The 23,704-nt window shown below is 47.6% G+C and carries 25 protein-coding genes; 18 read left to right on the plus strand and 7 right to left on the minus strand.

Features of this window, described 5'->3' with window-relative positions; genetic code table 11:
• The first annotated feature begins 92 nt into the window (after positions 1 to 92).
• From I2I11_RS08425 to I2I11_RS08455, 7 genes are all read left to right on the plus strand, one after another.
• Entirely contained in the window at positions 93 to 2,156 is a 2,064-nt protein-coding gene (locus tag I2I11_RS08425) for a GAF domain-containing SpoIIE family protein phosphatase (protein WP_230679982.1), read from the plus strand.
• Positions 2,157 to 2,174: 18 nt separating this feature from the next.
• A complete protein-coding gene (locus I2I11_RS08430; protein ID WP_196267253.1) occupies positions 2,175 to 2,513 on the plus strand; it encodes an STAS domain-containing protein in 339 nt (112 codons plus the stop codon).
• Positions 2,506 to 2,916: an ATP-binding protein gene (locus tag I2I11_RS08435; RefSeq protein WP_196267254.1), complete on the plus strand. Its 411-nt coding sequence runs from the start codon at positions 2,506 to 2,508 to the stop codon at positions 2,914 to 2,916. Before I2I11_RS08430 ends, I2I11_RS08435 begins: the two co-directional genes overlap by 8 nt.
• Before the next feature lie 160 nt (positions 2,917 to 3,076).
• Positions 3,077 to 5,392 carry a peptidylprolyl isomerase gene (locus I2I11_RS08440; RefSeq protein ID WP_196267255.1) on the plus strand — a complete coding sequence of 772 codons (2,316 nt, stop codon included), beginning with the start codon at positions 3,077 to 3,079 and terminating at the stop codon, positions 5,390 to 5,392.
• Between the two features lie 100 nt (positions 5,393 to 5,492).
• Positions 5,493 to 6,869 carry a peptidylprolyl isomerase gene (locus I2I11_RS08445; RefSeq protein ID WP_196267256.1) on the plus strand — a complete coding sequence of 459 codons (1,377 nt, stop codon included), beginning with the start codon at positions 5,493 to 5,495 and terminating at the stop codon, positions 6,867 to 6,869.
• A gap of 7 nt (positions 6,870 to 6,876) precedes the next feature.
• Positions 6,877 to 7,842: an AAA family ATPase gene (locus I2I11_RS08450; protein ID WP_196267257.1), complete on the plus strand. Its 966-nt coding sequence runs from the start codon at positions 6,877 to 6,879 to the stop codon at positions 7,840 to 7,842.
• A gap of 157 nt (positions 7,843 to 7,999) precedes the next feature.
• On the plus strand, positions 8,000 to 8,428 hold the full coding sequence (locus tag I2I11_RS08455) for a hypothetical protein (RefSeq protein WP_196267258.1): 429 nt from the start codon (positions 8,000 to 8,002) through the stop codon (positions 8,426 to 8,428).
• Positions 8,429 to 8,631: 203 nt separating this feature from the next.
• On the opposite strand, the gene I2I11_RS08460 is transcribed toward I2I11_RS08455, so the two are convergent.
• Positions 8,632 to 9,690, minus strand: a complete 1,059-nt coding sequence (locus I2I11_RS08460; protein WP_230679983.1) for a hypothetical protein — start codon at positions 9,688 to 9,690, stop codon at positions 8,632 to 8,634.
• A 253-nt stretch (positions 9,691 to 9,943) separates the two neighbouring features.
• Between I2I11_RS08460 and recA the strand changes: the two genes are divergently transcribed.
• The 4 genes from recA to I2I11_RS08480 all read left to right on the plus strand — a co-directional run bounded on the left by recA (position 9,944) and on the right by I2I11_RS08480 (position 14,155).
• Positions 9,944 to 10,984, plus strand: coding sequence for a recombinase RecA (gene recA / locus I2I11_RS08465; RefSeq protein ID WP_196267259.1), 1,041 nt, complete (start codon positions 9,944 to 9,946; stop codon positions 10,982 to 10,984).
• 253 nt (positions 10,985 to 11,237) lie between these two features.
• On the plus strand, positions 11,238 to 12,047 hold the full coding sequence (locus I2I11_RS08470; protein ID WP_196267260.1) for a DUF3108 domain-containing protein: 810 nt from the start codon (positions 11,238 to 11,240) through the stop codon (positions 12,045 to 12,047).
• A gap of 232 nt (positions 12,048 to 12,279) precedes the next feature.
• Positions 12,280 to 12,969: a response regulator transcription factor gene (locus I2I11_RS08475; RefSeq protein WP_196267261.1), complete on the plus strand. Its 690-nt coding sequence runs from the start codon at positions 12,280 to 12,282 to the stop codon at positions 12,967 to 12,969.
• Between the two features lie 148 nt (positions 12,970 to 13,117).
• Entirely contained in the window at positions 13,118 to 14,155 is a 1,038-nt protein-coding gene (locus I2I11_RS08480) for a sensor histidine kinase (protein ID WP_196267262.1), read from the plus strand.
• A 39-nt stretch (positions 14,156 to 14,194) separates the two neighbouring features.
• Here I2I11_RS08480 and I2I11_RS08485 read toward each other — a convergent pair whose 3' ends face one another.
• Positions 14,195 to 14,920, minus strand: a complete 726-nt coding sequence (locus I2I11_RS08485; protein ID WP_196267263.1) for a PH domain-containing protein — start codon at positions 14,918 to 14,920, stop codon at positions 14,195 to 14,197.
• Positions 14,921 to 15,079: 159 nt separating this feature from the next.
• Entirely contained in the window at positions 15,080 to 15,484 is a 405-nt protein-coding gene (locus tag I2I11_RS08490; RefSeq protein ID WP_196267264.1) for a hypothetical protein, read from the minus strand.
• Positions 15,485 to 15,855: 371 nt separating this feature from the next.
• Between I2I11_RS08490 and I2I11_RS08495 the strand changes: the two genes are divergently transcribed.
• Positions 15,856 to 16,566 carry an RluA family pseudouridine synthase gene (locus tag I2I11_RS08495; protein ID WP_196267472.1) on the plus strand — a complete coding sequence of 237 codons (711 nt, stop codon included), beginning with the start codon at positions 15,856 to 15,858 and terminating at the stop codon, positions 16,564 to 16,566.
• Between the two features lie 102 nt (positions 16,567 to 16,668).
• On the opposite strand, the gene I2I11_RS08500 is transcribed toward I2I11_RS08495, so the two are convergent.
• A complete protein-coding gene (locus I2I11_RS08500) occupies positions 16,669 to 17,649 on the minus strand; it encodes an NAD(P)H-quinone oxidoreductase (protein WP_196267265.1) in 981 nt (326 codons plus the stop codon).
• A gap of 192 nt (positions 17,650 to 17,841) precedes the next feature.
• On the opposite strand from I2I11_RS08500, the gene I2I11_RS08505 reads away from it, so the two are divergent.
• The 6 genes from I2I11_RS08505 to tsf all read left to right on the plus strand — a co-directional run bounded on the left by I2I11_RS08505 (position 17,842) and on the right by tsf (position 22,657).
• The gene (locus I2I11_RS08505; RefSeq protein ID WP_196267266.1) at positions 17,842 to 18,207 is read left to right on the plus strand and encodes a BlaI/MecI/CopY family transcriptional regulator; all 366 of its coding nucleotides are present in this window, start codon (positions 17,842 to 17,844) and stop codon (positions 18,205 to 18,207) included.
• A gap of 1 nt (position 18,208) precedes the next feature.
• Complete coding sequence (locus I2I11_RS08510) at positions 18,209 to 19,738, plus strand: M56 family metallopeptidase (RefSeq protein ID WP_196267267.1); 1,530 nt, start codon at positions 18,209 to 18,211, stop codon at positions 19,736 to 19,738.
• A 228-nt stretch (positions 19,739 to 19,966) separates the two neighbouring features.
• Positions 19,967 to 20,416: a 50S ribosomal protein L13 gene (rplM, locus tag I2I11_RS08515; protein WP_196267268.1), complete on the plus strand. Its 450-nt coding sequence runs from the start codon at positions 19,967 to 19,969 to the stop codon at positions 20,414 to 20,416.
• A gap of 4 nt (positions 20,417 to 20,420) precedes the next feature.
• Entirely contained in the window at positions 20,421 to 20,807 is a 387-nt protein-coding gene (rpsI, locus tag I2I11_RS08520; RefSeq protein WP_196267269.1) for a 30S ribosomal protein S9, read from the plus strand.
• A gap of 18 nt (positions 20,808 to 20,825) precedes the next feature.
• Entirely contained in the window at positions 20,826 to 21,593 is a 768-nt protein-coding gene (rpsB, locus tag I2I11_RS08525) for a 30S ribosomal protein S2 (protein ID WP_196267270.1), read from the plus strand.
• A 230-nt stretch (positions 21,594 to 21,823) separates the two neighbouring features.
• Positions 21,824 to 22,657 carry a translation elongation factor Ts gene (gene tsf, locus I2I11_RS08530; RefSeq protein ID WP_196267271.1) on the plus strand — a complete coding sequence of 278 codons (834 nt, stop codon included), beginning with the start codon at positions 21,824 to 21,826 and terminating at the stop codon, positions 22,655 to 22,657.
• A 126-nt stretch (positions 22,658 to 22,783) separates the two neighbouring features.
• On the opposite strand, the gene I2I11_RS08535 is transcribed toward tsf, so the two are convergent.
• The 3 genes from I2I11_RS08535 to I2I11_RS08545 form a co-directional block, all read right to left on the minus strand.
• Positions 22,784 to 23,050, minus strand: a complete 267-nt coding sequence (locus I2I11_RS08535) for a type II toxin-antitoxin system RelE family toxin (RefSeq protein WP_196267272.1) — start codon at positions 23,048 to 23,050, stop codon at positions 22,784 to 22,786.
• Position 23,051: 1 nt separating this feature from the next.
• A complete protein-coding gene (locus I2I11_RS08540) occupies positions 23,052 to 23,255 on the minus strand; it encodes a hypothetical protein (protein ID WP_196267273.1) in 204 nt (67 codons plus the stop codon).
• Positions 23,256 to 23,380: 125 nt separating this feature from the next.
• Positions 23,381 to 23,623, minus strand: coding sequence for a hypothetical protein (locus tag I2I11_RS08545; RefSeq protein ID WP_196267274.1), 243 nt, complete (start codon positions 23,621 to 23,623; stop codon positions 23,381 to 23,383).
• Between the last annotated feature and the right edge of the window lie 81 nt (positions 23,624 to 23,704).

A 23,704-nucleotide genomic window follows, 5' to 3' on the forward strand; every position in this document is an offset into this window, starting at 1 on the left:
AAGAGCGAAATTTTTTCTTACCTTTCACGTCAGATAAATCAAAGAAAGGCCTTCTTTTGTCGCTGCAAAAACTATCTACGGTATTTCGTTTTATGTTGTACAAAACGAACGCCAAATCTTTGCTGATTACGACCGCCATTGTAAGCTGGGCGCTATTGCTGGCTACTGTGCTGTTCTCAGCAGAAAGCGCCAGGCAGGCAGGTGTTGCCCGGGTAGCGCTGCCTTATGTCAATAATCTGCTCATTATTGCGTTTATTACCGCTACTTTCCTGCACCAGCGCCTGAGCGCCGATAACCTGAAAGGTATTGATTTTATCGGTTATCTCTGGAACCTGTTCTCCAAAGCCGGTGTAGCCGCTTACCTGAGCGTGGCCTTATACCTGAGCTATCGCATGGTAACGGGCTATGCTAACCTGCAGTCGCCTTTGCTGCTGCACCTGGTGTATCTCATTAATTTCGGCCTGCTGGTTATTTTTCTGGCAAAGGCATTTTATATCTGGCGGCAGTTGCTGCTCTACCACAAAAACAAGTTCCTGCAGATTGCCTGGAACTGGTTTGAGCTGCTGCTCTTCGGCACCCTGCTGCTCACGCTGTTCAACTTCGACTATACAAGCTACGTCTTTCTGCCGCTGCTGGCACTGCTGGGCTTTTACATCCTGTTTCTGTGTACCAACCTGAAATGGGTGGCCTACCTTACTTTTAACAACAAGAGCCGCTCGCTGGTGCTGCTGGGCGCTATTTTGCTCAGCTGCTATATTTTTGCCCGCTTTTTTCATCAGCTGGCCAACAGCAGGGAGCTGATCATCGATTTTACGGATGTGGCCTTTCTGCCGCTGGCCATGGTGTTTGTCGGGGCTTATACGTTGGCTGCCTTCCTGGTGTCGCTTTTCAGCCTGCCTACATCCAGTGTGTTCGAGCAGAAAAGCGAGGATTTGCTCAACTTTCAGCGCCTGAGCCAGTCGATACAGCAGGGCCAGAGCGAAGTGCAGGTGTACGACATGCTCTTCGACAGCACCATTAAGGCGGCAGATGCAAGTGCGGCCTGGTTTGAGCAGATGCGCAACAGCGAACCCCAGGTAACCCACCTGCTCCACATCGGCAGCGAGCAGATACAACGCATCCGGCACCTACTACTGGCCTACAACATCCATAACATCGATTATATCAACAACAACCTGGATCGCAATCCCGGTTTCCGTGAATTGCAGCTGCCCTGGAAATCGCTGATTATACTTCCCATCAAATCAAAAAAGAACCTGTTTGGCGTGTTATACCTGCTGAAAGATATTGAGCAGGGTTTTGACCGGGAAACAGTGAACGTGCTGCGCACGTTTACCAGCCAGACTATCCTGACGATCGAAAACCTGCGGCTGGTAAAAGAATCCTTACAGAACGAGCGTTATAAGGAGGAGCTGAAGATTGCCACCCAGGTACAGGAAAGCCTGATTCCGAAAACATTTCCGGTGGATAGCTGGTTTGAGATCAGTACCCATGCCGTGGCTGCCAAAGAAGTGGGCGGCGACTTTTACGATTTCCTTCAGCTGAGCGAGTCGCGTATTGCCATCATCATCGGCGACGTATCGGGCAAAGGTATTTCGGCGGCTTTCCACATGGCACAAATGAAGGGCATTTTTCACGGACTGATGCAGCAGGACATGCCGCCCAGCGAGTTTATGAAGCAGGCCAACAGTGCCCTGAGCCGCTGCCTGGAAAAGACGTCCTTCATCACGTCGTCACTGTACATCATTGATTACCGCATGAAGGGCTTTGTGTTTGCCCGCGCCGGCCACTGCCACACGCTTTATTATAATGCCATGATGGACGAAGTATTTTACTTCCAGACAGAAGGTTTGGGCCTGGGCATTATCCGCGATAAAAGTTATAATAACCATGTGCGCGAGATGTACTATGATTATAACCCCGGCGATGTGATGGTCATTTATACCGATGGCATTGTGGAAGGCCGCAGCCCCGCCAACGAGGAATATGGAGAAGATCGGCTGCTGTATATGCTTACACAGACCTATCACCTGGACGCCGAGGACATCAAGTATGCCATCATTAATGACCTGCAAGATTTCACGGGACCCGACAACTTATATGATGATCAAACGTTGCTTGTTATAAAATTCAAAACAATCCAACCAAATAGCTAAACAGACGTAACAATGCCGATGAAAATCACAAACGAACCAAAAGACACTACCATCATCATCACGCTGGATGGCGAACTGGACGCGAGCTCGTCCGTTTTACTGGACGAAGAACTTTCCGATCCGGAAATTATGAAGTACAGCAAAATCCTTGTGGATTGCAAAAACCTCCATTACATTTCATCTGCCGGCCTTGGGGTGTTTATTTCACACCTGCAGCGCTTCGAGGACGCGCAAATCAAACTTATCTTTTTTAACATGCAGGAAAAGGTGCGCAACGTTTTTGAAATCTTAGGCCTGGATCTGCTGATGACCATCGTATCCAATTACGAGGAAGCTATTACCGTTTCAAATGAATAATTTTATTCGGGTAAACTGCACTAAAAAAAACCTGAAGCCGATACGCGATTTTGTCTCGGGTTATCTGCACGGGCTCTCCCTGTCAGACATCCTGACGAACCAGATAGTGCTCGCCGTAGATGAGATATGCGCCAACCTTATTATCCACGCAAACCACGAAGATCCAACTAAATTCATATCGCTCACCATAGACCTGCCCAAAGATATGATCCGGTTTGAAATATCAGACAATGGCCTTGCCTTCAAGCGGTCAGAGTATAAAGAACCTGATATCGGAGAGCACATAAAGGTCGGGAAAAAAGGCGGCGTGGGCATTGCCCTCGTCAACCGTATTATGGATAAAGTAGAGTTCCGGAGCAGCGATGGCCGGAACACCTGCCTGCTCTACAAAAAAATAAAATAGCCCGCTTTCATATACTTAACCCGCACGTTGCCCGTTATCCGGAACAAAACAGCAAGCAATAGCATTATAGCTATACTTTCTGGCTATTCTGTCAGAAAAAATCACTAAAATTGCACTGTCTGATCCTGATCAACGAAACCAAATATTGTTTAATTCACTTATGCGCAGCAATCACCTGTTTGTGGCAGCCTCATTTGTGCTTTTAGCCGGATGTACTGCCTCAAAGAATAGTAAAATAAAAGAACCCGTAATCGCTACGCTGGGCTCCGAGCCAATCTCTACAGCTGAATTCCGGTATGTTTATGAGAAAAACAACGGCGGCAACGACGATGCCTATACCCGCCAGAGCATCTCCGACTACCTGGACCTGTATACCAACTTTAAGCTGAAAGTAAAAGAGGCCGAAAACCGCGGGCTGGACACGACCACTGCCTTTAAGCGCGAACTGGAAGGGTATAAAGAGCAGCTCGCACAGCCATACCTGACCGATAAAAGTGTAACAGACCAGCTGGTAAAGGAGGCATACGAGCGACTGAAAAAAGAGATAAATGCTTCGCATATTCTGCTCACCCTGAGCCCCGACGCTGCCCCGGCAGATACGCTGGCCGCCTGGAACCGCATGATGGATTTGCGCAAGCGCGCCCTGGCTGGTGAAGATTTCGGGAAGCTGGCGCAGGAAAACTCGCAGGACCCTTCAGCTGCCGACAACAAAGGTAACCTGGGCTACTTCACGGCAATGCAAATGGTGTATCCGTTTGAGGACATGGCTTACAAAACGCCGGTCGGCGAGATTTCGATGCCTGTGCGCACCCGCTTTGGTTACCACCTGATAAAAGTAAACGATGTGCGCGACGCGCGCGGCGAAGTAAAGGTAGCACACATTATGGTGCGCGCTACGCCCGGCATGCCCAAAGCAGACTCGCTGGCCGCCAGGCAGCGCATAAATGCCATTTACAAGCGTGTGCAGCAAGGTGAAGACTGGGATAAGCTGGCCGCCGAGTTCTCGGAAGATGCCAACTCGGCCAGTAATGGCGGTGAGCTGCCCCCGTTTGGCACCGGCCGTATGATTCCTTCTTTTGAAGAAGCAGCTTTCGCCCTGCAAAAACCCGGCGACATATCCAAGCCGGTGCTTACGCCGTACGGCTGGCACATTATCAAGCTCATCGACAAGCAGGAATTGCCGCCTTTTGAGGAGATGGAGCAGAACCTGCGCAATAAGATAGCCAAAGACTCCCGTTCTGAGCTGAACAAAGCCGCTTTCCTGAAGCGCATTAAGGCAGAAGACAATTTTACAGAAAATGCTGAAGCCAAAACAGCAGCGATGGCAAACGCCACTGACGAACTGCTGCAGGGCAAGTGGAACTACGACGAGAATGACAAAGCGCTGAAGCAAACCCTGTTTTCTATACAGGGCAAGCCTTATACTATCGGCGATTTTTATACTTACGTAAAGGCCGAACAGCGCCCACGCGCTGCCGGTACTGCACAGCACGCTATGTCTTTGCTGTATGATGATTTTGTGAATAAGAGCCTGATGGCCTATGAAAAGGCCAACCTGCAAAACAAGTATGACGATTACCGCATGCTGGTAAAAGAGTATCACGACGGCATTTTGCTGTTCCAGCTGATGGATGAGAAAGTATGGTCCAAGGCAGTAGAAGACACGGTAGGTTTGCTGGCATACTTTAACCAGCACCGCGACAAGTATAAATGGCCACAACGCGCGCAGGCCATTGTGATAAGCGCCGCCAGCAAAGACCTGCTGCAGAAAGCACAACAACAGCTCGGCACCCGCCGCTATGCTGTAAAATCAGCGAACCTGCCCGATATTGTGTTTGAAGCCAACCAGGCAGAATTGAGCGATGAGGCTAAAGCTAAACTGAACAACCTGGCGGAACTGCTCAAAACCAACCCGGGGCTTATGCTGGATGTGAATGGCCACGCTGATGCCCGTGAAGCCGCCACAAAGCAGGATGTCGCCGCAGATCGCGCCGCCAAAGCTGTAGCATACCTGGTGCAGCAGGGTGTGCCGGCAGCCCAGTTGCAGCGCAACAGTTACGGGAAAACGCAGCAGGCAGGACCTGATAATACCGAAACAGGCCGCCGCCGCAACCGCCGCGTGTCCTTTATCCTGTATTCTTCTGACCTGGGTGCGCTGGCCGATAACCTGAATACCAGTACAAACAACCCGCTGGCTGCGCAGATAACAGAGAAGAAGTTTCAGAAAGGCGATAACAAAGCGCTGGATTCTGTTCCTTGGGAAAAAGGCACTTATACCACACAGCTGAATGGCCGCGAGTACCTGATTATAGTGCAGGATGTGCTGGAACCCGCTTACAAAGAACTGGACGAAGTCCGCGGCACGGCCATCTCTGATTACCAGAATTACCTGGAACAACAGTGGGTAAGCCAGCTGCGTGAGCAGTACCCGGTACAGGTAAAGCAGGAAGAAGTAACAAAACTGATAAAAGAGTAACCGGCAGTTTAGCTGGCTTTGTTATTGCTGTAGCCTTTATAAAGGATAATGTTAGAATAAAGCCGTAACTTGTGCGTTGGTTTAGCAGCACAGTAATTATATGTTGAGAACATTGAATCAGAAAAACACATTTCATAAACTGGTGTGGGTGGCTTTTGGCCTGCTCCTCACCGCAACCAGTGCCTTTGCCCAGGCACCCGTACAGCGCAAGGTAGACGGCATTATTGCCAAAGTAGACAATTACGTAATTCTCCGTTCTGACCTGGAGTTTGGCTACCTGCAATACCTGGCCCAAACCAAGCAGCAGCCGAGTGAAGATCTGAAATGCCAGATATTAAAGTCGCTGGTGCAGGACAAATTGTTACTCGCCCGCGCAGCCATCGACTCCATTACGGTAGAAGATGCCCTGGTGACAGATCAGCTGAACCGCCGCATTGAGTATCTGACCGCACAGGTGGGTGGCGTAGAAAAACTGGAGCAGTATTACAACAAAAGCATCAACCAGCTGAAAGCCGACCTGCGCCGCACCGTGCAGGAGCAGATGATAATGGAACGGATGCAGCAGGAAATCAGCGGCAAAGTAAACGTTACACCCAAAGAGATTAAACAGTATTTCAATGCTATCCCCAAAGACAGCCTGCCCTATTTCTCTTCTGAAGTAGAATTGGGCCAGATTGTGAAATTTGCAGAAGTAAGCAAGCAGCAGAAAGAGGAAGCCAGAAAGCAGCTGGAAGATATCCGCAAGCGCATACTTGCCGGCGAGGACTTTGCCACCCTGGCCAAGCAATATTCCCAGGATCCTGGGTCGGCTGCAGCCGGCGGCGAACTGGGCTTCTTCAAGAAGAAAGAACTGGTGCCTGAGTATGAAGCTGCTGCCCTGCGACTGGAGCCTGGCGAGATTTCGAATGTCGTGGAGTCGCAATTTGGCTTTCACCTTATCCAGATGATAGAGCGCAAAGGACAGGAATTTAACACGCGCCATATCCTGATAAAACCGGCTACGGCCACAGTTGATGTGGCTGAGGCTGTTGAGGCCCTGGACAGCATCCGCACCCTGATACTGAACGACAGCCTGACTTTTGCCAAAGCCGCCAAGGAATTTTCGGACGACAAAAGCACCAAAGATAACGGCGGCATGCTTACAAGCCAGGCTAATGGCAGCACCTATATCTCTATGGATCAGGTGGACCCGTCTGTGTTTTTCGTGATTGATACCATGAAGGTGGGTGATATTTCAAAACCGATTCCGTTCCGTACCGAAGATGGCAAAGAGGCTGCCCGCATTATCTATCTCAAATCAAAATCTACCCCGCACCTGGCCAACCTGCAAGACGATTATCAGAAGATAGCCGCTGCCGCCCTGAACCAGAAAAAGGGGAAAGCCGTAGACGAGTGGTTCCGGAAAAACTTCGACACCGTGTTCATCGAAATTGATCCCGAATATCAGAATTGCCAGGTACTACAGCTAAACCAATAAAGGATTTATGACGCAGTTTACCTCCGACAAAGAAGCAGCCGACGCGCTGTACCGGTCTTACCGCGACCTTACTTCTGAGATTTCTAAAGTAATTGTAGGCCAGGAAGAAGTGGTGCGGCTGGTACTGACTGCTGTTTTTTGTCAGGGGCACTGCCTGCTGGTGGGCGTACCCGGGCTGGCCAAAACGCTCCTCATCCAAACCGTTGCCTCCTCGCTCGACATGTCGTTCAACCGGGTACAATTTACCCCCGACCTGATGCCTTCCGACATTGTGGGCGCCGAAACACTGGACAAGGACCGCAGCTTTAACTTTGTAACAGGCCCTATTTTCGCCAACATTGTGCTGGCTGATGAGATAAACCGCACGCCACCCAAAACTCAGGCGGCGCTGCTGGAGGCCATGCAGGAGCATGCGGTAACGGTAGCTGGCCACCGCTATACTTTACCCGAACCCTTTTTTGTACTGGCCACCCAAAACCCTATTGAGCAGGAAGGCACCTACCCTTTGCCGGAGGCGCAGTTGGATCGCTTCATGTTCAATATCTGGCTGGGCTACCCGGACTATGCCTCAGAGCTGCAGATTGTAAAAAACACCACGGGCGCAGTGAAGTATAACCTGGATAAAATCCTGCATGCTGATGACATACTTGCTTTCCAGCAACTGGTACGCCGTGTGCCGGTGGTAGACAACGTGGTGGAATATGCTGTAAAACTGGTGCACAGCACCCGTCCGAACGAGCCGATGGGCTCACGGCAGGCCAGCCAGTACCTGGAGTGGGGAGCAGGCCCCAGGGCCTCGCAGCACCTGATAGTGGGCGCCAAATGCAACGCCCTGCTCAACGGCAAGTATAGCCCCGACATTGAAGATGTGCAGGCCGTAGCGCTGCCTATACTCCGCCACCGCATTGTGCGCAACTTTAAAGCCGAAGCCGAAGGCGTTACAGTAGAACAGATAATCCGCGAGTTGCTTTGATTGTTATTATTAGTTGTTGATTGCTGATAATTAAACTGTTGTTCTGCTATAATACAGGCACTTGCCGCACAACCAAAAACGATCAGCGAAATTGCAATCCATCCAAATTGGTGTAATTTTGCGCTTATAATTCTGACGTACATCACCCCTTATACTTATGGAAGCGGCTGCTTTATACCTGCGCTTTAAAGATAATCTCGCCATCATTGTAGGCGCCCTCAACAGCAAGCTCGAAAGACGCACCATGCCTTTTGACATTACCATTCCACTGGAAGTAGATCTTCTGGCCGACGTGCTGCGCCTGCACGGGCTCGATTTTAGCTCGGCAACAGCCGGCGCCATGCGCATTCAGGACTTTCAGCAATGGTTTCTGCAGCATGAGGAGCAGGTTTCGGCCGTGCTGCACCACGTGCTGGAGGACAAGAAAGCGTATATGAAAACCACAACCGGCACCGTATTGCAGAAAGAAATGCTGATGCGCCGCCTGGAGTTCATCAACCAAACCGCACATACTTTAGCTGTAATGATGGAACAGCAGCAATTAGGAAGCCCCAAACATCACAACTACCCTTTCCTGAATCAATAGCAAGTATACTTATACTATAAATACAGAAAAGCCGCTGTTTCTCCGGGAGAAGCAGCGGCTTTTCTATCTGGCATACTTCATACACGCTCCGGGCCTGCTGGCGGCCTACAAGGTTGGCACGTACACCAAATGGTGCCTGCCCGGCAGCTGTGCCTTTCGTTAAAGCAAGCACAAAGCTGCTAAACGCCCAAAATACACAAGCACTACTGCCTGGGCTTTGCCAGGAAAAAGTCGGTATCAAAAGTCAGGTATAGGGCATTGGAAAATTCCAGCTTCGGCTCATCCAGGTCCAGTACGGGCTCCAGCCGGATGGTCAGGTACAGATTATCGAGCAGCTCAATATCTTTCATCAGGCGCAGAATCAGCAGGCGGCGCTCCTTGTCCAGAAAGTCAGGATCTTTGAAAGTAGTGGAAGCCGATTGATACAGTTTACCACCCAACTCCGAAATATAACCGTTGCCCTGCCAGTAGCTCAGCATCACGTTCTGGTATTTGGTGTCTGCCCCCACATTGAGGTAAATGCCGTGTCCTTGCCCGTAAGGTTTCTGGAGCTCGTTCGAGAAATCCTTAAAGCCTACCATATAGTTTTTGGTATAAAGGCGTTGCAGCACCTCCCCTGCAAACAATTTCTCCAGTTCAAGGCCAACTGCTACATTTACCAGCGTTACCAGCGGCAACGCTGATGCATCTATCTGGCCGCCTTTGTGCTGTACCGTAAGCTGAACAGGCAGCAACAGGCGCAGGCTGTCGCCGGCGGTATGCGTTGCCTCCCGCTCCAGCAGTTTAAAAGCTGTAGTAGCGCCGCCATGTATCTGCTCCTGATCATCTTCTCCCCTGTACAGCATGTGCGCCCAGTCTATCCAGGCATCCAGCTTTACGGCGCTGGTATTCAGCTTGTACTGTACGCCATTTTCCAGCCGGTCGGTCATCACCCGCTCAAAATCATACAAAGGTTCTATGTAGCCGTGGTTCAGGTTTCCCTCCAAGGTACCAAACAACAGGGCCCAGTTGTGGCGCTGCACTTTGATGGTAAAAGTGGGCGCAACGCGCTGATAACCGTCACTGCCAAAATCCTTCCACAGCAAAGCGCCCGCCTCTATACGCACCGTTCCGGAAGGGTAATAAATCAGTTTTGGCTGAAGATGGTAACCGAATAAAGTATAACCATCTGCAATTTTATTGAAGTACTCGTTGTTCTTAGTAAAGCCGAGCGCATACAAGCCAAACCTAAGCTCATTAGCATTATCAGGATTTACAGGCAATTGTTGCCTGAGTGCCGTATTGTTTAACTGGGCGCATGCTAAGTTACTGTAAAACAAAACAGAGAGTATCAGAAAAAGCTTTAAAACGCGCATAAAAAAGCGTAATATGTGGCACAAAAAGGCTATGTGGTTTGTTATAATCAGACATCGCTAACCAGCTAAAAAAATTAGCAAAATACTTGACAGGCATTTTGTATTCTGGCTCCGATTTTGTAATTTCACCTTCAATATAAAGCTAATTAATCAAACGCACATGAGTGTAAGCAACGAAAAATTAAAGGCCCTGCAGCTGACTATAGACAAGCTCGATAAAACATACGGCAAAGGAACCGTGATGAAAATGAGCGATAACCACGTGGAAGATGTTCCGGCTATCTCTACCGGCTCTCTCGGGCTGGATATTGCGTTGGGTATCGGCGGTTTGCCGCGCGGCCGCGTTGTAGAAATCTACGGCCCGGAATCATCCGGTAAAACCACGCTGACCATGCATTGCATTGCCGAAGCACAGAAAAAAGGTGGCCTGGCTGCTTTTATCGATGCTGAGCACGCATTTGACAAAATATACGCCAAGAAACTCGGCATTGACATAGACAACCTCCTGATCTCGCAGCCTGATAATGGCGAGCAGGCCCTGGAAATTGCAGATCACCTGATTCGCTCCGGCGCCATCGACATTATTGTAATTGACTCTGTGGCGGCTCTGGTGCCAAAAGCTGAGTTGGAAGGCGATATGGGCGACAGCAAAATGGGTCTGCAGGCACGCCTGATGTCACAGGCACTGCGAAAGCTTACCGGTACTATCAACAAAACGGGCTGTACCTGTATTTTCATCAACCAGCTGCGCGAGAAGATTGGTGTAATGTTCGGTAATCCCGAGACAACCACTGGCGGTAATGCCCTAAAGTTTTATGCTTCGGTGCGTCTTGATATCCGCCGCATTGGCCAGATCAAAGAAAGCGCCGACAACATAACCGGTAACCGTACCCGCGTGAAAGTGGTGAAAAACAAAGTAGCGCCACCGTTTAAAGTTGTGGAATTCGACATCATGTATGGCGAAGGCATCTCTAAAGTAGGCGAAATCCTGGATTTGGGCGTGGAACTGAATGTTGTGCAGAAATCCGGTTCATGGTTCTCTTACGACGGCAACAAACTGGGGCAAGGCCGCGATGGCGTAAAGCAAATCCTGCTTGATAACCCGGAACTGATGGACGAAATTGAGGAGAAGGTAAGAGCCATTGTAAAAGGCGAGCCGGAAAAAGTGGCTGCCGTAATGGACGCTGCTGCCGCCGAGTGAACTCTTTTTCCCAACTATAAGTAATACAAAGAGGTGCTATACTATATGTAGCACCTCTTTTGCTATATAGTATAGCAGGAGAGGCTATATATTTTGGCTACACTAATCTGACGGGGAACACTTTATACTTAAAAACGCTTATACTTATAGTAAATTGATTAACATATATAATTCTTATATTAGGCCATGAAGACACAGTTGGTATAAAAGTTGATAAATTATATACAGATGCTGTTCTAAATGCTGAATATCTATGAAAAAGTTTTTCCCGCTTATACTTTTAGTTTTGATCGTCGCGAGTGGCTTTGTGGCAAAGGAGAAAATGCGCAGTATTCCGAATGAGAGCTTCTCTACCGGCGAAATACTGAAGTATAAAGTGCATTACGGCCCTATTACGGCTGCCGAGGCTGTGATAGATGTATCGCCCAATATTCACCACATCAATGATCGTCCTTGCTATCGTGCCACTGTGTTCGGCAAAACCACTAGCTCTTTCGACTTTTTTATCCGCATCCGCGATACCTGGCAGTCTTACATTGATACTGCTGCCATTGTGCCGCACCGCTCATTCCGCAATATAGAAGAAGGCCGGTACAGAAAGAAAGAAACGGTTGACTTTGACCACAATGCTAACACGGCTTTTGTAGAGAAAAAGAAAAAATCGCAACCTAAAGAGACAGGTAACTACAAAATACCGGATAATGTGCAGGATGTGGTCAGCAGCTTCTATTACCTGCGCACCATCGACTACAATAATCTGCGCCCCGGCGACAAAATAGCAGTACAAGGCTTTTTTGATGAGGAAACCTTTAACATGAAGGTAATATACAAAGGCCGCGAAACGGTTAACACCATAGCCGGCGATTTCAGAGCGATTAAACTGGTGCCCGAAATGCCCGAAAACGATATGTTTAAAGGTAAAAATGCAGTTACGGTATACCTTTCTGATGATAAAAACAAAATACCGGTACTGATTGAGGCTGAAATGTTCGTCGGTTCGCTGAAAGTAGACTTATACGACTATAAGAACCTGAAACATAAACTCCTGATTGCCCAGAACTAATGTACAGCCAGCCTTACCAGCTGGCTTTTTTTTTGCGGTACGTTTGCGGGCGGGTGTGTTAACAAAATATTATGATTTGATGAAGCCGGGCCAACCTGCTATAATCTATAGTATATTTACAGGGGGTTCAGGTTTTGCAGCCCAACCCGTTTATAGCTAACGCTGGCCTGCGGCACTGCCCCGGCAGCTTTTGCACAAGTTTATTTATCCTTAAGTATAAATACCAGATACCGTGCAAACCACATCAACTTATAAGATTTTAGTAGTAGACGACGATCCGGACATCGTAGAGATGCTGCACTATAACCTTACCCGCGAAGGCTATCACGTAGCCCAGGCCGGAAACGGGAAAACAGCCATAGAAGAAGCACAGGCTTTTAAGCCCGACATTATTTTGCTCGACGTAATGATGCCCGTGCTTGATGGGATTGCCGCCTGCCGGCAGCTGCGCGATATAAGTGAATTTCGCCACACCCATATCATTTTTCTGACAGCCCGCTCCGAGGAGTTTTCGGAAGTAGCTGCTTTTGAGGCAGGCGCAGACGATTTCCTGACCAAGCCCATTAAACCACGTGCGCTGCTGAGCCGCCTGGCCGCCTTTAAGCGCCGCGATGCACAGCAGGACGAGATAAGTAACGTAATTGAAATTGCCGGGCTGCGCATCGACCGCACCAGCTTTGCCGTGTACAAAGGCGACAGCAAAATTACTTTACCTAAAAAAGAGTTTGAGCTGCTCTCTTTCCTGGCTGCCACGCCGAATAAAGTATTCTCGCGCGAAGAGTTGCTGCACAATATCTGGGGCAGCGATGTGTATGTAATTGCCCGCACCGTGGACGTGCACATCCGTAAAGTACGGGAGAAGATTGGCGAAGAAAACATCAGAACCATCAAAGGTGTAGGCTACAAGTTTAATACCGACTGATTACGCATCACGACACACGTATCAGGACTTTCAGGTATGAGTAATCAAACAAAATAAACTTTATACTTTAAGCGCTTCGTTATTAAGTATAAAATCAGGATTATCAGATATTAACGCATAAGATAATCTTGATATCTATGTTTCTTACATGAACTTAACTTCCCGCACGCTTGCCATTCTAACCTCTTTGGCAGTGGCCATAGTGCTGACTGCCTTTCTTGCTTTAGCCACTTATCTGTCGTCTAAGGGACTGCTGGTGGCGTTGCTGCTGGTGTTTGTAAGCTGCTTTCTGCTGGTATACTTTTCCTACGAAGCACTGGTTTTCCGGGAGGTGAAGAACGTATATTCCAGCTTGGAGAAAATCAAAAAGCAGGATTTTAAAAAAGTAGAGAGCAAATCTACCTTCAGCACCGATCCGCTTAAAAAGATAAAAGACGATATTTTGCTGATAGCTGCGCAAAAGCAGCAGGAAATTGACGAACTGAAACGGCTGCAGCTGATGCGGAGCGAGTTTCTGGCTGATGTGTCGCATGAGCTGAAGACGCCGATCTTCGCTGCCCAGGGCTTTATTCATACCCTGCTCGACGGCGCCGTAGACGACCCCAGCGTGCGCGATAAATTTCTGCAGAAAGCAGGCAAAAGCCTAGATGCACTGGATATACTGGTGCAGGACCTGATCAGCATTTCGCAGTTTGAAAAGGGGGTGGTAAAAATGCAGAAGCGCAATTTCGATGCCGCGGAACTGGTGCGCGAGGTATTTGAGCAACTGGAACTGGTAGCCGCTGCACGCAACATAACGCTGCACCTGGCAGCGCCTGGACAGAAAATCATGCTGTTTGCCGACCCTAACCGGATGCGCCAGGTATTCATCAACCTCGTAGACAATGCCATTAAGTATGGCCGCCCGGCCGGAAATATTTGGGTAACGTTTACAGAGGGCCGCAGGAAGTATACGGTTACGGTAAAAGACGACGGCAGAGGCATTGCCGAAGAGCACATCAACCGCATCTTTGAACGATTTTACCGCGCCGACAAAAGCCGCTCCCGCGACACCACCAGCACCGGCCTGGGCCTGGCTATCTGCAAGCACATTGTAGAAGCGCACCGTTCGTTTATCGCCGTAAAAAGTGAAGAAAACAAAGGCACTACGTTGCGGTTTAAGTTACTAAAAGCGAAAAAGGAGTAGGTATGGTGGCGTTGGATAACGTGCTGGGCTATGGTGCGTTTATGCACTATAGGTGTTGTTGGCGATCGTTTTTCTTTCTTCTAAAAGTTCATTGGCAGCAATGGTTGCTTCCTTTTTAAATCCATTTGCTATGGTCTTCTTTTTTAGTTCCTCTTCCGTGTGATTTTGGAACTTAGCTTTATAGGCTTCTATTTCCACACGCTGATACTCTTTCAACTCTTCTATTGTAGGTTCTTTCTCAATTCTATCTTCTAAAAATGGGATGTAGCTGTATTTAGTTACAGTTGGATGAATTGGCGGCTTTAGTGGGTCAAGAAGCAGAGAGGTAAGTAAGAACATCTTATCATCTGTGGTTATAAGTTTCAGATAGCCATAGTTCCTCCACGGCATTGGAGTCCAGTTCTGTTGCCATTTAGGAAGCTTGTAGTCGCTGTAAATTACTCTTTCAACTTTCCTTATATCATCTATTTGTAAACAGTACTCTCCGTTGCTATTTGTTATCGTTATGCTACGACCTCCTGGTTCTATTTCAAGTTTTGTATCTCTATTAGCAAAGTAATAGGTAACATGAAGTAACAAAGCAGGTAGGAAACATATTGAATTATAGATTATCAGGACTTTTAAAAAGCCTGGGTCTAAGATGCTGCTGGTAAAACCTCCAAGGTATCCAACGGCTAAGGCTACAGGAAACCATGGAAGTATCTTTAGCCCATTGGAGATAGACTTGACATGGTGTCTTCCATTTATATGGTAAATTTTATTCATATGTTTGCCAACGGGTCGCGGCTATGCGGCGGCCGGGAGATTTACTTGTTAATGTGGTTCAACTACTAATTACATTTATAGGAAAGTAAGAGTTTAGCTTCAAGAATTCAGCCAGGCTGCCGTGTAGCTGGTGTTGGCAGAAGGTGTGATTCTCTTTTTTTACTTCTCTGTAACTGAATAATTCCCCCCAAAGCCAAAATCCAAGATGGTTTTCTTTGTGTTTCCACTAGCAGAGCCCACCCGGTTACCATTTTTAATTCCTTGCACTTTACTGATTATCACTGCATCTTCTGACTTGCTATCAACTATAGCAGTGTAATTACCATCCTTTAAAATGAGTTTATAAGGCGTCTTCAAATCTTTCTTCTCAAGCTGGAATGGCGTTCTGGCTCCAGTTTCGGTAAGGGTAAAACCGGTTATAGATAAGTTGAATTTGGCAGAATCTACACCCGAGGAGTTTATTGATATTTCATAGGTAAAATCCTCAGTTATTTTGACGGGTTCAGGCGCTTTGCCTACTAAATAACCAAGTGAAAGCAGGATAAAGGTAAGTAGTAGTTTCATGTTTCAATTTATTTAGGAGTTTTATTTGCTGGTATTCTTCACTTCTTCACTTACTGCCAACTATCATATAACAGGAACAACTCCTGCTATCTGCACTATGTCTGGAGATAGCTTGAAACATATTGCTTCTCGAATTTAGATTAGAAACTAAATATAATCAAATTCCGGTTCCTATAAAATAAATCAAACAGGCTGCTATTCACCAAAGAGCCTTTACCACTATTCACAGCCAAAGAAAAGATCAGATAAATATAGTTGAGGTTTGGCAAATCTGGCACGGGCCCACAGCGTACAGGCGCGTCAAATTTCTGTATCTTTGCAAAATGCACAGCGCCAGGTATAGCCGTGCGCCAGAACAAAGTATAGCCAACATGAAGTACCCGGTTTTTAAAGACCTGATTATATTCGAGAACGAGGATTATGTGGTGGTGAACAAGCCGCCTTTTGTATCGACACTGGAGGACAGAACGCCCAATGCGACGAACATGCTCAAGCTTGCCCGCCAATACAGCCCCGATATGCAGGCCTGCCACCGCCTCGATAAAGATACATCGGGCTGCCTGGTATTTGCCAAAAATCCGGAAGCGTACCGCCACCTGGCCATGCAATTTGAGCACCGCCAGGTATACAAAATATACCATGCCGTGGTATGGGGCCAGCACAAGTTGGAGGACGAGCTGGTGAGCCGCTCTATCCTGGCGAGTGCCAAAGGTGTTGCCAAGCTCACGCCCAAAGGCAAGCCCGCCGAAACGTACTTTACCACCATCGAGAATTTCAGCCGCCATACGCTATTGGAGTGCAGCCCGGTAACCGGCCGCCTGCACCAGATACGCGTACACGCCGCCTTTCTGGGAGCGCCCATTGTGGCAGACGAGCTCTATGGTGGCGAGCCCGTTTACCTGAGCAACCTGAAGCGCGGCTTCAACCTGAAAGATGGCACTGAAGAGCAGCCGCTTATTAAACGGTTTGCACTGCACTCCTTCAATATTGGCTTTATGCTGCTGAACGGCGAGCCTGTGAAAATTGAGGCGCCTTACCCCAAAGATTTTGCGGTGCTGGTAAAGCAACTGCGGCAGTATTAGCAAGTTATAGACCTGGAGAAAGGATAAAAGACAAAGGACAAAAGATGTGGGATTGTTATTTACAGTACCACATCTTTTGTCCTTTGTCTTTTATCTGGTTCTCTAACTTACCCGCAGTACAATTTTGCCGGTATTCCGGTTTTGCTCCATGTAGCGGTGCGCCTCGGCCACATCTTCCCAATTATATACCGAATCGATTACGGGTTTTAGCGCGCCGCTCCTGAACTTGTCCAGCGCGAAATGGCATAAGTCGTTTGTTAAAGCTATTTGATATTCTTTGGAGCGTGAGCGGAGCGTGGAACCCATGATGTGCAGGCGCTTCGCCAGCACCTGGCGCAGATCAAATTGCGCTACTTTGCCACCGCCCAGGCTGGCAAGTATAACCATGCGTCCGTCAGTACGCAGACAATCGATATTATCCGCAAAGTATGGTCCGGCAATAAAATCGATGATAACATCCACACCTTCTCCATTGGTATATTTCAGCACTTCCTCTTTAAAAGACTGCTGTTTGTAATCTATAGCTTTGGCAGCGCCTAAATCGAGGCAGGTCTGGAGTTTTCCGGCAGAGGCGGTAACCAGCACCCCGGCTCCTATCTGGCGGGCAAGTTGTATAGCTGCGGTGCCCACGCCGCTGGCGCCTGCATGTATGAGCACCCGCTCGCCGGGCTGCAGTCTGCCCAGCCACACCAGCGCCTGGTAAGCCGTCAGGAACACTTCGGGTATAGCTGCCGCTTCTTCCATACTTAAATTAGCAGGCACCGGTATGGCCATCCCTTCGTCTATCACCGCGCATTCGGCGTAGCCACCGCCGGGCAACAACCCGAATACCTTATCGCCAACTTTATACTTTGTTACATCGGCACCAACCTCCGTTACTTCCCCGGCAATCTCCAGGCCCAGCAGCGGGCTGGCTCCCTCGGGCGGCGGGTATTTGCCCTCGCGCTGCAAGGTATCAGCACGATTCAGGGCAGTAGCATGCACTTTTACGAGCAGTTTGTTAGCAGCTGGTTTTGGCGCAGGGTATTCCCCAGGTATAAGTTGCTCTGGCCCGCCGGGTTGTTTTACAAGTATGGCTTTCATGGTTTAATGGACATTGGACTTAAGATTTAAGACGCAAGACAGCGGAAGAAGGATATTCCTGCATCAGATTCAAAATGCGATACTTCAGTTAAGCAGCTGGTTTATAAGGTTTAGGTTTATTTTAAAATAAATTTCCTAATTAATAACCTTTTATTACGAAATATTCGTAATATTACGAAACACTCGTAAATTATGGAAAAATTAACGCAACAGGAAGAAGAAGCCATGCAGGCCATCTGGGCATTGGAAGGCGGATTCATAAAGGATTTCCTGGAGAAGCTTCCGGAACCAAAGCCGCCTTATACTACCCTGGCTTCAACGGTAAAAAACCTCGAAAAGAAAGGGTATCTGCAAAGCGAACGGCTGGGAAACACGTACCGCTACACTCCTTTCGTGAAAGCCGAAGACTACAAGAAACGCTTTATGAAAGGTTTTGTGGATGATTACTTTAAGAACTCCTACAAAGAACTGGTGGCTTTTTTTGCAAAGGAAAAGCAGATTAGCGCAGCAGAACTGAAAGAGATTATAGATATGATCGAAAACAAAAAACCCGAATAACATGCCAGCCCTGCTCCTATACCTGCTGAAAGTGAACGCTGCCTTAGCGCTTTTTTATGTGGCTTATCATTTTATACTCCGCAGGCTCACTTTTTATCATCTTAACCGCCTGTTTCTGGTGTTCAGCATCATGTTCTCCACGCTATACCCCTTTATTGATTTCACAGGGCTGCTTAACCGGCATCAGGCACTTGCCAATGCCTATACCGTAACAGTGCCAGCCTGGGTTAGTGCAACAGTTATACCCGACCAAGGGCCTGTATTTGATTACTGGCAGATACCGGTTTTTCTGTTCTGGATTGGCGCAATGGTCATGGCGTTCAGGTTACTGATACAGTTTATATCTCTTTTTCAGATACATTCCAGCTCAGTACCAGCCCGGCATAAAGGTGTCAGCTTCCGGAAGATTGAAAGTATAACGCAGGCCTTTTCTTTCTGGCAGACTATTTACCTGAATCCGGAACAGCACAAACACGATGAAACCGAATCGATACTCCGGCACGAGCAGGTGCACATACAAGGCTGGCACACGCTTGATGTGCTGCTTGCTGAGCTAAGCACCGTGTTTTACTGGTTTAACCCGGGCGTATGGCTCCTGAAAAAAGCCATCAAAGAGAACCTGGAATTTATAGCCGACCAGAAAGTAGTTAAGGCCGGTGCAGACAGAAAACAATACCAATACCTGCTCCTGAAAGTTACAGCTACGCCGGAGCCACAGATCGCCAACCAATTCAACTTTCCATCACTTAAAAGAAGAATCGCCATGATGAACAAAAAACAATCCTCCCTACTGCAGGTTGCCCGGTATGCAGTGCTTGTACCCCTAATGATGGTCCCCGCGCTTATCGTTACCGCCTGCAGTGAAGAACCCGATGTTTCGTTGCCTGATGCTGTTGCTGTTCAGGAACAAGCCAGTGCAAAGGCAACTATACCTGATTCTGTAATTTACTACATCGACGGAAAGGAAGTACCCAATGATGCCATCAAGGAACTGGATCCAAATGAAATCTCTAGTATTAGTGTCCTGAAAGGTGAAAGCGCTAAAAAGGCTTTTGGAGACAAAGCAGCTAAGGGCATGATCGTTATCACAACCAAGAAGAATAAAGATTCTCCCCAGGTGTTAAAGTTCAACGAAGCCTTGCCTGTGCCACCGCCACCTGCACCGGAACCAGCTCCTGTTCCCCCACCGCCACCTGCCACGGAAGCAGATGCAGCGCCATCGCATAGTAAACAGCAACAAAATGAAGCTTTCATCTTTACCCCTAATGAGGTGGATTACTATAGAGACGAAACGAAACTGCCCGAGGATTATAAGGCATTTCTGAAACGAAACCCAACGGTAAAACAGGTTGGCTGGAAGTTCAACAACCGGAAAGACTATAACCTGGAGTCAATTGTTATTTATTTAAAATCCGGTAAATCTGAAGTATATGACTTTAATGGAAGCAAAAGCATCCCTGCCGCAGAAAGCAAATACGGGCAACTGCCTGGTCTGCTTCCACCACCGCCACCTGTTAGGGTAAAGAAATAAAGAGACACTTACCACCAACTATTGGCCTAAAGAAACCAGCGGCTTCTTTAGGCCAATTCGTTTATCCGGAGGGCTTACGTTACTGAAACTGCCCTATTATTTACCTGTTACACAGCATATTTTACCCTATCAGTTGCATATCAAATAACTAACAGCTATCTTTGTGTCCATTTTTGAAGTACCGAAAGTCCAATAATCAAATAAATAAATCGCTTACAACCACCAATAATGGATCATTTAAGTTACAAAACCCAGTTTGTCAACAAGAAGTCAGCCAATAAAGGCTGGGTGATTGTAGACGCCGGGCAAGGAAATCTGGGTCGCGTGGCGTCTGAAGTCGCCAAGATCCTGAAAGGCAAGAATAAGCCTACCTACACGCCTTTCGCCGACTGCGGCGACAACGTGATTGTTATCAATGCTGATAACGTGCGTTTCTCAGGCCGCAAGTGGGATCAGAAGTATTACCTGTCGCACACGGGTTACCCGGGCGGACAGCGGCGTATTTCTCCGCGCGAGCTAAAGGCCAAGTCGTCTACGCTGCTTGTGGAGCACGCTGTACGCGGTATGCTGCCTAAAGGTGTTTTAGGCCGTGAGCTATTCAGAAATCTTCATGTTTTTACAGGTAGCGAGCATCCGTATGCAGCACAGCAGCCTAAAGAATTAACCCTCAATATCTAATTTAATGGAAGTTATCAATACATCTGGTAGAAGAAAAACCTCGGTGGCACGCATCTACATGACGTCCGGGCAAGGGAATATCACTATTAACGGTAAAGATATCAAGGCATACTTCCCTAGCGAAGTATTGCAAACTATTGTGAATCAGCCGTTTCAAACCTTAGAATCAACTGGCAAGTACGATGTGGTTGCCAACCTCAAAGGTGGTGGTGTAAGCGGCCAGGCTGAAGCACTTAGACTTGCTATCTCTAAAGCACTGGTAGTTGAAAACGCCGAGGCTAAATCAGCTCTGCGCAAAGAAGGATTTATCACGCGTGACCCACGCATGGTAGAGCGCAAGAAGTTCGGTAAGCGCAAAGCGCGTCGTTCGTTCCAGTTCAGCAAACGTTAATCGTAAAGGTGTAGCAACATGGCAAATACTAATTATAAAGAATTACTGGATGCAGGCGTTCACTTCGGACACCTTACCAGAAAGTGGGATCCGAAAATGGCGCCGTACATCTTCATGGAGAAGAACGGCATCCACATCATCGACCTGAATAAAACACTGGCTTCGCTGAATGAGGCGACTTCGGCCATCAAAAACATAGCTAAATCCGGCCGCAAAATCCTGTTCGTCGCTACCAAAAAGCAGGCGCAGGAAATTGTAACAGAAGAGGCAAAGCGCCTGAAGATGCCGTACGTAACGGATCGTTGGTTGGGTGGCATGCTCACTAACTTCGCTACTGTGCGCAAGTCGCTGAAAAAAATGTCGACCATCGATAAAATGGTGAAAGACAACACAGCCTATGCCGCTATTGCGAAGCGCGAAAAACTGATGTTATCGCGTGAGCGCGAGAAACTGGAGCGTGTGCTGGGCGGTATTGCAGACCTGTCGAGACTGCCTGCTGCGCTGTTTGTAGTAGACGTAAAGCGTGAGCACATTGCCGTAAAAGAGGCGCATAAGCTGAACCTGCCGGTTTTCGCTATCTGCGACACCAACTCTAACCCGGAACTGGTTGATTTCCCGATTCCGGCAAACGACGATGCTTCTAAATCAGTAGCCCTTATCGTATCTATTATCGGTAAAGCCATTGAGGAAGGCCTGTCGGAGCGTAAGGTGGACAAAGAGGAAAGCGAGCGCAAGCGTTCTGAAGAAGAAGGCATTAAGGCAAAACAAGAAGCAGACGAACAATAGTCTATCGTTCCTATTGCATGACAACGAACTGAACATTGGGCAAAACTGCTTCAATGTTCAGTTTGTTTTAGGGGATATTGGATTTTAGCTGTTGGATCTTAGACTCAAGACAAAAGACACTAATTTGCTGCTGTGAACAGGATTGCACTTTATGCTCTCCATTTTACTTAAGGAATACCCTCATTCCCCGATTTTAATTCGTAATTCGTAATTTTTAATTAAACAAAAATATGGCTATTACAGCACAAGACGTTAACAAACTCCGTCAGGAAACAGGAGCAGGTATGATGGACTGCAAAAAAGCGCTGACAGAAGCAAACGGCGATTTTGAAACAGCAAAAGATATTCTGCGCAAGCAAGGTCAAAAGATTGCCAACAAGCGTGCTGACAATGCTACTTCTGAAGGTATTGTTCTGACACAGGTAAATGCTGAGGGCACTACAGGTAAAATAGTAGCTGTGGCCTGCGAAACGGAGCCGGTATCCAAGGTTGCTGACTTCCAGAACGTGGCAAAAGCAGTGCTCGATACAGCTGTATCTTCTAATGCAACTTCTAAAGAAGAACTGCTGGCAACACCACAGGCTGATGGCCGTCCGCTACAGGACCACATCACCGACCTGATGGGCAAAATCGGTGAGAAAGTAGACTTGGTAGCTTACGAAACTGTTTCGGCTGATAAAGTAGTGGCGTATAACCACTCTAATGGCAAGCTGGGCGTATTGGTTGGCCTGAACAACACCAACGGCACCGACGCAACAGAAGTTGGCAAGGACATAGCCATGCAGATTGCAGCCATGAAGCCGATTGCTTTGGACAAAGACGGCGTGGATGCTGCTACTATTGAGCGCGAAATTGAAATTGGCAAAGAGCAGGCACGTGCCGAAGGCAAGCCCGAAGCAATGCTGGAGAAAATCGCGCAAGGCAAGTTGAACAAGTTCTACAAAGAAAACACCCTGCTGAACCAGGAATTTGTAAAAGACCCGTCGCTGAACATTTCACAGCTGCTGGAGAAAACGAGCAAGGGCTTAAAAGTAAGCGAGTTCAAGCGTGTAGCTATCGGCTAATTGCTGGTTACAAGTATAAGTATAAAGAAAGGCCCGCAGAGATGCGGGCCTTTCTGTTTTGGGTTATATAATTACTCAGGAACAAAGTCATGCCACGGCATGATGCTATAGAGCACACTTTCGGTTTCAGGGAAAATATCTGTATATTTCTCTCCGGTGAAGCACTCTTTCAAATGTCAGAACTTCATCTTCATACTTTACCCCAACTCTATAATTCCCGAATCTAACGCGGTAGAAGTGATGATAACCTTTGAGCTTTTCGAATGTTCCAGCAGATTCAATTGATTCAAGATTTGCACTCTCATCAAAAACGAAAGCTTCTATCTTCTGCCGATCGCCTGCCGGAATTTCGGCCAAATCTTTCAGGAATCTTTTATTGATTTTAACTTTCACGCTATTGCGCTTTACCCAGCTGATTATAAAATTCTCTGGCTTCCTGCAAATCCAGATTCTCGACAGGATCATTTTCTTCCATTAATTTGCCGAGTGCATAATCCTCCAGGATCTGCTCTATCTTTTCAAAGTCAGCTATGTCAATTTGTACTGCTAATTTGTTCTGATGCTCATCAATGATGTATGTTTTCTTTATCAATTCCATGGTATTGTGTTTATCCAACTCCTGTAATCCTTATATCTGACAAACCTCTTAAAAGTTTCGTTCGCATTGTCAGTGGCTTTTATAAGATATAGCCAATCAAAAGCCTTTAGGAGATATATATTGCATTACCCATTCCGCCGGACAGTACTGACGAAGGCATCGCGCATGTCAACGAACCTGTTCATGGCAGCTTCAAGGAATTCCTCGTCCAGCAGGGCTTTGGCTCCTTCATCGCCGGTTACGTTCATTTCGCTGATTTTATAGGTCTGCTCGAAGTCGGCTTTCTCCAGTTTCAGCAGGTACTTGCCGTTCCACGACAGCAGGGTTACTTTCATGTTCGGGTTTGGGATATCGGCTACTACTCTCATAGGTTAATGTGCTAACGTTTAATGTGCTAAGTAGATTAGGTGTGATGTGCTATACCCGGAAGTATAAATCATCAGCAAAGT

This window comes from Pontibacter rufus (assembly GCF_015694705.1).
Classification (GTDB): domain Bacteria; phylum Bacteroidota; class Bacteroidia; order Cytophagales; family Hymenobacteraceae; genus Pontibacter; species Pontibacter rufus.

What these genes read in the sequence shown, in the direction of transcription:
- I2I11_RS08440 (WP_196267255.1), top strand. Translation starts at nt 3,077, where the DNA reads ATGCGCAGCAATCACCTGTTTGTGGCAGCCTCATTTGTGCTTTTAGCC.
- rpsI (WP_196267269.1), top strand. Translation starts at nt 20,421, where the DNA reads ATGGAAGTTATCAATACATCTGGTAGAAGAAAAACCTCGGTGGCACGC.
- I2I11_RS08425 (WP_230679982.1), top strand. Translation starts at nt 93, where the DNA reads ATGTTGTACAAAACGAACGCCAAATCTTTGCTGATTACGACCGCCATT.
- I2I11_RS08445 (WP_196267256.1), top strand. Translation starts at nt 5,493, where the DNA reads ATGTTGAGAACATTGAATCAGAAAAACACATTTCATAAACTGGTGTGG.
- rpsB (WP_196267270.1), top strand. Translation starts at nt 20,826, where the DNA reads ATGGCAAATACTAATTATAAAGAATTACTGGATGCAGGCGTTCACTTC.
- recA (WP_196267259.1), top strand. Translation starts at nt 9,944, where the DNA reads ATGAGTGTAAGCAACGAAAAATTAAAGGCCCTGCAGCTGACTATAGAC.
- I2I11_RS08505 (WP_196267266.1), top strand. Translation starts at nt 17,842, where the DNA reads ATGGAAAAATTAACGCAACAGGAAGAAGAAGCCATGCAGGCCATCTGG.
- I2I11_RS08485 (WP_196267263.1), bottom strand. Translation starts at nt 14,920, where the DNA reads ATGAATAAAATTTACCATATAAATGGAAGACACCATGTCAAGTCTATC.
- tsf (WP_196267271.1), top strand. Translation starts at nt 21,824, where the DNA reads ATGGCTATTACAGCACAAGACGTTAACAAACTCCGTCAGGAAACAGGA.
- I2I11_RS08470 (WP_196267260.1), top strand. Translation starts at nt 11,238, where the DNA reads ATGAAAAAGTTTTTCCCGCTTATACTTTTAGTTTTGATCGTCGCGAGT.
- I2I11_RS08540 (WP_196267273.1), bottom strand. Translation starts at nt 23,255, where the DNA reads ATGGAATTGATAAAGAAAACATACATCATTGATGAGCATCAGAACAAA.
- I2I11_RS08490 (WP_196267264.1), bottom strand. Translation starts at nt 15,484, where the DNA reads ATGAAACTACTACTTACCTTTATCCTGCTTTCACTTGGTTATTTAGTA.
- I2I11_RS08455 (WP_196267258.1), top strand. Translation starts at nt 8,000, where the DNA reads ATGGAAGCGGCTGCTTTATACCTGCGCTTTAAAGATAATCTCGCCATC.
- I2I11_RS08510 (WP_196267267.1), top strand. Translation starts at nt 18,209, where the DNA reads ATGCCAGCCCTGCTCCTATACCTGCTGAAAGTGAACGCTGCCTTAGCG.
- I2I11_RS08500 (WP_196267265.1), bottom strand. Translation starts at nt 17,649, where the DNA reads ATGAAAGCCATACTTGTAAAACAACCCGGCGGGCCAGAGCAACTTATA.
- rplM (WP_196267268.1), top strand. Translation starts at nt 19,967, where the DNA reads ATGGATCATTTAAGTTACAAAACCCAGTTTGTCAACAAGAAGTCAGCC.
- I2I11_RS08545 (WP_196267274.1), bottom strand. Translation starts at nt 23,623, where the DNA reads ATGAGAGTAGTAGCCGATATCCCAAACCCGAACATGAAAGTAACCCTG.
- I2I11_RS08435 (WP_196267254.1), top strand. Translation starts at nt 2,506, where the DNA reads ATGAATAATTTTATTCGGGTAAACTGCACTAAAAAAAACCTGAAGCCG.
- I2I11_RS08430 (WP_196267253.1), top strand. Translation starts at nt 2,175, where the DNA reads ATGAAAATCACAAACGAACCAAAAGACACTACCATCATCATCACGCTG.
- I2I11_RS08495 (WP_196267472.1), top strand. Translation starts at nt 15,856, where the DNA reads ATGAAGTACCCGGTTTTTAAAGACCTGATTATATTCGAGAACGAGGAT.
- I2I11_RS08450 (WP_196267257.1), top strand. Translation starts at nt 6,877, where the DNA reads ATGACGCAGTTTACCTCCGACAAAGAAGCAGCCGACGCGCTGTACCGG.
- I2I11_RS08480 (WP_196267262.1), top strand. Translation starts at nt 13,118, where the DNA reads ATGAACTTAACTTCCCGCACGCTTGCCATTCTAACCTCTTTGGCAGTG.